A 6,231-nucleotide genomic window follows, 5' to 3' on the forward strand; every position below is an offset into this window, starting at 1 on the left:
CGGGCCGCGCGGCCCCGCCGGATGTCCGGTGCAGAGCTCGACGAGCTGGTGGACCTCTACCAGAAGGTCGCGACGCACCTGTCGGTGATCCGTAGCCGCTATCCGGACCCGATGCTGGTTGACCGCCTTGCCGGCACGGTGACCCGGGCGCGGTCCGTTGTCGCGGGTGCCCGGGACCCGGGCTGGCATGTCGTCGGCAGGTTCTTCGCCGTGACGTTCCCGGCGGCGGTATACGCCCGTCGCGGCTGGGTGTTCGCCACCTGCGCGGTTTCGCTCGCGGTGGCTCTCGCCCTGGGCCTGTGGGTGGTGAACTCCCCGGCCGCGTACAGCGGGCTGCTTCCCCGGGATGAGGTGGCAGCCCTGTGCCGGACGGATTTCGCCAGGTACTACTCGGAGAATCCCGCCTCTTCGTTCGCGGCACATGTGTGGACGAACAACGCCTGGGTGAGCGCCTCGGCCATCGCGCTGGGTGCCCTGGCTGGCATCCCGACGCTGACGGTGCTGTTGGTCAACGCCGGCAACCTCGGGCTTGTCGGCGGCTACATGACCAGCTGCGGCGAGGCGTCCCAGTTCTTCACGCTGATCCTGCCGCACGGGTTGTTGGAGCTGACCGTGGTGTTCACCGCGGGCGCGGTCGGCCTACGCCTGGGTTGGTCCATTATCGATCCGGGCCCGCGCCGCCGGGTCGAGGCGCTGGCGGCTGAGGGCCGGGCGGCTGTCGTGATCTCACTCGGCCTGGCCGTCGCCCTGGCGGTCAGCGGTCTGATCGAGGCGTTCGTGACACCGTCAGCCCTGCCCGCCGGGGTCCGGATCGCCATCGGCGCCCTCGCCCTGGCGGTGTTCGTCGGATATGTCTGGGTCTACGGCCGTCGTGCCGTGGTCGCGGGGGAGACCGGCGACCTGGAAGAGGATCTTTCTGCCGATCTCGCGCCGACCGTCTGACCGGGCACCGGCGCCACGTCGGGCCCGGTTCGGGCGAGCCTCTACAGGCTGTCGGGCTACAGGCTGCCGGCGGATTTCAGCGTCAGGTAGATGTCGGTGACGGTGGCCGCGTAGGTCGTGGGTGGGGCATCCACGACCTGCACACTGTGCTGGCGGAGCAGAGCGGTGAGCTGGCGTCGCCGAAGCAGCGCCTGTTCGGCAGCGGCGGCGGAATACAGCGCGCGGACGTCGCCGCGGCCGGCCGCGAGCTCAGCCACGCGCGGGTCGCTCACCGCCGCGACGACGACGGTGTGCCGAGCGGTCAGCGCCGGCAGTGCCGGCAACAGACCTTCCTCGATCACCGCGGGAGCAAGTTCGGTGAACAGCACCACCAGAGACCGCCGGCTGGCGGTACGCATGACCGTGGAGACGATCGCCCGGTGGTCGGCCTCGGTCAGCACCGGTTCCACCAGCGCCAGCGCGGCACTCATCCTGACCAGCAGATTCGGGCCGCCTGCCGAGGGCAGCGTGACGCGGGCGACCGCGTCATGGGCGATCAGGCTGACCCGGTCACCGGCCCGGGCGGCCACCGCGGCCAGTAGCAGGGCGGCGTCCATCGCGTGGTCCAGGCGTGGAGCGTCGCCGATCCGACCGGCGCTGGTCCGCCCGGTGTCCAGGACGCAGATGACCCGGCGGTCACGTTCCGGTCGGAACGACTTGACCGCGACCGTGCCGCGCCGTGCGCTGGCCCGCCAGTCGATCATTCGAACGTCGTCGCCCGGAACATAGTCGCGCAGGCTGTCGAACTCCGAGCCCTGTCCGCCCCCACGCAGTGTGACGTTACCTTCGATCTCGTGCAGGCGGGCGAACGCGGCGGGAATGTGGCGGCGGGAGGTGAACGCCGGTAACACCCGCAGCCGCCAGGGCGCGACGTGCCGGCCCTGCCGACCGGCGAGGCCGAGGGGTCCCAGCGAGCGGACCGTTATCCGGTACGGATGCCGGTCACCCCGGCGGGTGGGCCGCAGCACCATGTCGCCGAAGCGCCGTTGTCCAGCTGGGACGGTCACCGGCCAGACGCGTGGTGTGGCGCCCGACGACGGCGGCCAGGCGTCCCGGATGTGGGCGCGAACCGTCCGGCGCCCGGTGTTCGTCACCGCCAGAACGAGCGGCACCGCTTCACCGAGCCGTGCCGCGTTCGGCCCGGACCGGGCGAACACCAGCGTGCGCACGCCGCCGGCGAGCGTGAGATCCACGACGATTGCGACGATCAGCAGGCCGTTGGCCACCAGCAGCGTCCAGCCTGGGGCCGGGGAGAACAAAATGATCAGCGCGCTCGCGAATGCGAGCGCCGCGGACCGTCCGGTGATGGCCACCCGTGAGCTCTTTTACCGCGGTACGGGCACGGTGGCCAGCACCTGGTTGAGGACGGTGTCGGCGGTCACGCCTTCGAGCTCGGCCTCGGGACGCAACGTGAGCCGGTGCCGCAGGGTCGGTCGCGCGAGCGCCTTGACGTCGTCCGGGGTCGCATACCCGCGTCCGGACAGCCAGGCCCACGCCCGTGTCGTGGCCAGCAGTGCGGTCGCACCGCGCGGGGAAACTCCCAGCGCGACGGCGGGTGCGGCCCGGGTTGTCCGGGCCAGGTCGACGATGTAGGCGAGGACGTCCGGTCGGACCGCGACGGCGCGGACGGCGTCGCGGGCGACCGCCAACTGCGACGGTCCGGCGACCGGCCGGATTCCGGCCGCATCGAGGTTGGCGGGGTCGAAGCCGGACGCGTGGTGGGCGAGCATCCTGATCTCGTCGTCCCGCGGCGGCAGCGGCACGGTGAGTTTCAGCAGGAAGCGGTCGAGCTGCGCTTCGGGCAGCGGGTAGGTGCCTTCGTGCTCGATCGGGTTCTGGGTGGCGATGACCGCGAACGGTACCGGCAGCCGCCGCGGTGCTCCGTCGACGCTGACCTGGTGTTCCTCCATCGCCTCCAGGAGCGCGGCCTGAGTCTTGGGCGGCGTCCTGTTGATTTCGTCGGCAAGCAGCAGGTTGGTGAACACCGGCCCTTCCCGGAAGGTGAACCGGGATGTGCCGGTGTCGTGGACGAGCGATCCGGTGACGTCTCCCGGCATCAGATCGGGGGTGAACTGCAGCCGCTTGGTCTCCAGGGACAACGCCGCGGCGAGTGCCCTGACCAGCAGGGTCTTGGCAACCCCCGGGACGCCCTCGAGCAGCGCGTGCCCGCGGCAGAGCAGTGCCACGACAAGGCCGCTGACCGCGGCATCCTGGCCGATGACAGCCTTGCCCACCTCCTCGCGCAGCGCGATCAGCGCTTGGCGGGCCGCTTCGGGTTCATCCGGTGTACCCCGATGAGGGGGGGATTCGGCCGCCGGTGGGCCGGGATACAGGTGCGGTTCGGTCGACATGGCTGACCTGGTGGCCGTCTCTCTCTGTGAAGGTGTCGTTACCACAACATCGCCGTCGCTGGGTGTTCCCGGGGCGCTCATCCCGCCGCCACGTCCTGGTCGAGCGCGTCGAGCTGCTCCGCCAGCCCCAACAGCGCATGATCGTCGACTGATGCGCCCTTTGTCTGGAACATGCCGGCTGCCGCGGTGGTGTGGTGACTCATCCCGGAACCGTACAGGAGCGATGCGATCTCGACCGGTGACCGCCCGGTTCGATCGGCGACCGAGGTCACGAGCGCGTTCGGGTCCGGTTCGGGATGCGTGGCCGCGGGGTTCCGCGAGGTTGGTGGGCCGGCCCGGGTCGCCAGCCCGAGTCGTTCGGCCAGGCGCGCCCGCAGTCCCGCCCGCAGCGCCGCTGCGACCAGTTCCCGTGCCTTCCCCGCCGCGTAGAGCCGTCCCCGCCCCTCGACGGTCTCAGCCGCCCGCACCACGACCGGCAGCGGTTCGGCCACCGGCGGCCCGAGCCTGCGTCCGCGCCACAGGGCGAGGACGATCAGCGCGACGGCGATCTGGAGACAGCCGAGCACGACCCGGTCGGGAAGCAGGTCGACCAGACTGCTGCGGGCGGCGACGGAGCCCGGCCCGCCCGGTTGCGGGAGCACCCAGGTCACCGCCGCATGCCGGTTGAGAAGCCCGATTGCGAGTGCCGCGTTGCCCTCGTGCGCCAGCTGCCCGTTGGTCATGAACGCGGCGCTACCGGCCACGACGAACCGTCCGGGCCGGCGCCCCGCCGTGGCGCTGGCCGGTTGCGCCAGCACGACCAGGGTCGCGGTCGAATGCACCGGGTAACAGGCCGCCACCCGGCTGGCGCTCGGCTGGGTGACGCGGAAGCCCGAACCGCCGCCAAGAGTGGCGGCCTGTGCCACCTCGGCCTCGGGCAGCCCGCACCCCGGCACAGGTGTCGCGGGCGCAACGCCGCCGGTGTTGGCCAGCGGTAGATCCAACGCCTCGAGGACAGCGGTGACCGGCTCGATGAGCAGCAGGTCGCTGCCCCGGTTGACCGTGTTCGCAAGGGCATCAAGGGTCGCCGGGGTGACGCGCTCGGGATATGCCAGCACGATCGTGATGTCACGATCCGCGGCAGTTGCCGCGGCCTCGGTGGGGTTGTCCGTCACCGTGACGCCGACGCCGTGTGCCCCAAGGATCTCAGCCAGTGCTCTGGTCCCACCCGGTGCGGCCGACGTCGGATCGAGCGGGCGGCCGTTGGGCCTGGCAAGCATGGTGGATGCGGCGGCGGACGCGATGACCAGCAGGACGAGGACGGCGCCGGCCCGGACTCGACGCTGGACCGCCCCGGGGGCAGGTCCGGTACGCAGCGCGGTGGTGGTCACGCCGGCGCCGTGAAGGTGCGAACCGGCTGGCCCACCGGGTGCGGCCGCATACCCATCAGCACCTCATCCGCTTGGACGACGAGCCGGTAGGAGGCCGCGGATGCCTCGGTCCCGCCGTACCAGATCTCGCTGAACACCGTTACCGCCGCGTCCAGAGCGGGCGTTTTCCCGGCGTCGATTCGGGCGATCTCGGCGACGAGCTCGCCCGCGGTGCGTCCCGGCCGGGGTTCCAGCACTCCTGTCTCCTCCAACATCCGCACGATTGCCCGCAGTCGTGACCGCACCGCTTCGGCAAAGGCACCCGCCAGCGCACGGCTGTCGGCCTCGGCTCGCAGCGCGGCGGCGGACAGCGGGCTGCCGAGATCAAGATCGACTATCTTCGTTCGCGCGGTCCGTCGTACCGGGCCGAGCCGTAGCCACACGACGCCGGCGACCAGGGCCATCACGATGACGACCGCCGCTATGCCGAGCCCGTGGCCCGACGGCTGGGTGGCGCTGGTCCACAGGTCGGTCAGCCGGTCACCGATCCAGCTCAGCACGCGCTCGGTCCATCCCGGCCCGGCATCGTGGTAGATGCCCCTGGAAAGTTCGTGGCGAGCGTCGTCCGCCGCCCCGTCGCGGGTTACCGTCGGCCCGACCATGACGTCTACTGGTATCCCCGGCCGCTCGTCGCACGGTCCCGTGCCGCTTGGGCGAGGGTTACGTCCAGGCCTTCCAACCGGATGCGGCGGTCGATGTACAGCAGCACGATGACCCCCGCCGTGATGGGCGTGGTCACAGCCCGGACCGCGATGTTCATGACGGCGGTGACCAGGAGGCCGAGCGTTGTCAGGGCGCCGCTGTAGGGATCGGTCAGCGAGCCGCCACCAGCGGCGATGATCACGGCCAGGGGGATCAGGAGGATGGCCGTGAGGACCGTGACCATGACGTAGGTGAGCAGTATGATCCCGAAGGTTCGCCACCATGCGCCACGGACCAGCGTCCACGAACGCCGCATGGCCGTCCCGATGCTCCCGCCCTCGAGGATGAATGCGGGCGTTGACATGGCCAGCGCGACCGTAACGAACAGGGCGCCGATGATCAGCCCGATGAGTCCGAGAAGGGTCAGGGCGCCTACTGCGATGGACAGGCCGATCAGGCCTCCCAACCGGGGCTGGATGCGTCGCAGGGCTTCGCCGGCACTCATCTTGCTACCCAGGGTAGCGTCGCTGATCACCGCGCTCAGCATCCCGGCCAGGACGATGGCGAGAACGCCGTAGAGCACAGCGGTGATGATCGTGGCGAAGATCTCCGCATTGGTGGACGTCCGTTGACTCCAGGCCGTCAGCAGAGTGCTGATGATCTGGACCACGGTGGTCGCGGCGACGGTCAGCCCGATGGTCGCCCCGGGGTTCTGGCGCAGTGCGGAGAAGGCACCATCGAGAATCTCGCCGACCGCGAGCGGCCGTAGCGGGATGATCCCCGGCTTTTCGGCCTGTTGCCATGGTCCGGGCTGTCCCGGTCCCCACTGGCCGGGTCCGCCCGGTTGC

6 protein-coding genes are annotated in these 6,231 nt (G+C 70.8%); 1 reads left to right on the top strand and 5 read right to left on the bottom strand.

What is annotated here, in order from left to right; translation table 11 throughout:
* The coding region (locus U9980_RS13310) for a stage II sporulation protein M (RefSeq protein WP_322768196.1) at positions 1-942 on the top strand (942 nt) is incomplete at its 5' end.
* A gap of 56 nt (positions 943-998) precedes the next feature.
* Here the strand turns inward: U9980_RS13310 and U9980_RS13315 are convergent.
* From U9980_RS13315 to U9980_RS13335, 5 genes are all read right to left on the bottom strand, one after another.
* Positions 999-2,294 carry a DUF58 domain-containing protein gene (locus U9980_RS13315; protein ID WP_322768197.1) on the bottom strand — a complete coding sequence of 432 codons (1,296 nt, stop codon included), beginning with the start codon at positions 2,292-2,294 and terminating at the stop codon, positions 999-1,001.
* A 12-nt stretch (positions 2,295-2,306) separates the two neighbouring features.
* Entirely contained in the window at positions 2,307-3,332 is a 1,026-nt protein-coding gene (locus U9980_RS13320) for a MoxR family ATPase (protein WP_322768198.1), read from the bottom strand.
* A 77-nt stretch (positions 3,333-3,409) separates the two neighbouring features.
* Positions 3,410-4,702, bottom strand: coding sequence for a DUF4350 domain-containing protein (locus U9980_RS13325; protein WP_322768199.1), 1,293 nt, complete (start codon positions 4,700-4,702; stop codon positions 3,410-3,412).
* On the bottom strand, positions 4,699-5,343 hold the full coding sequence (locus U9980_RS13330; RefSeq protein WP_322755128.1) for a DUF4129 domain-containing protein: 645 nt from the start codon (positions 5,341-5,343) through the stop codon (positions 4,699-4,701). Before U9980_RS13330 ends, U9980_RS13325 begins: the two co-directional genes overlap by 4 nt.
* A gap of 5 nt (positions 5,344-5,348) precedes the next feature.
* The coding region (locus U9980_RS13335; protein WP_322768200.1) for a hypothetical protein at positions 5,349-6,231 on the bottom strand (883 nt) is incomplete at its 5' end.

The organism is Protofrankia sp. Cr1 (assembly GCF_963555865.1).
Taxonomy (GTDB): domain Bacteria; phylum Actinomycetota; class Actinomycetes; order Frankiales; family Frankiaceae; genus Protofrankia.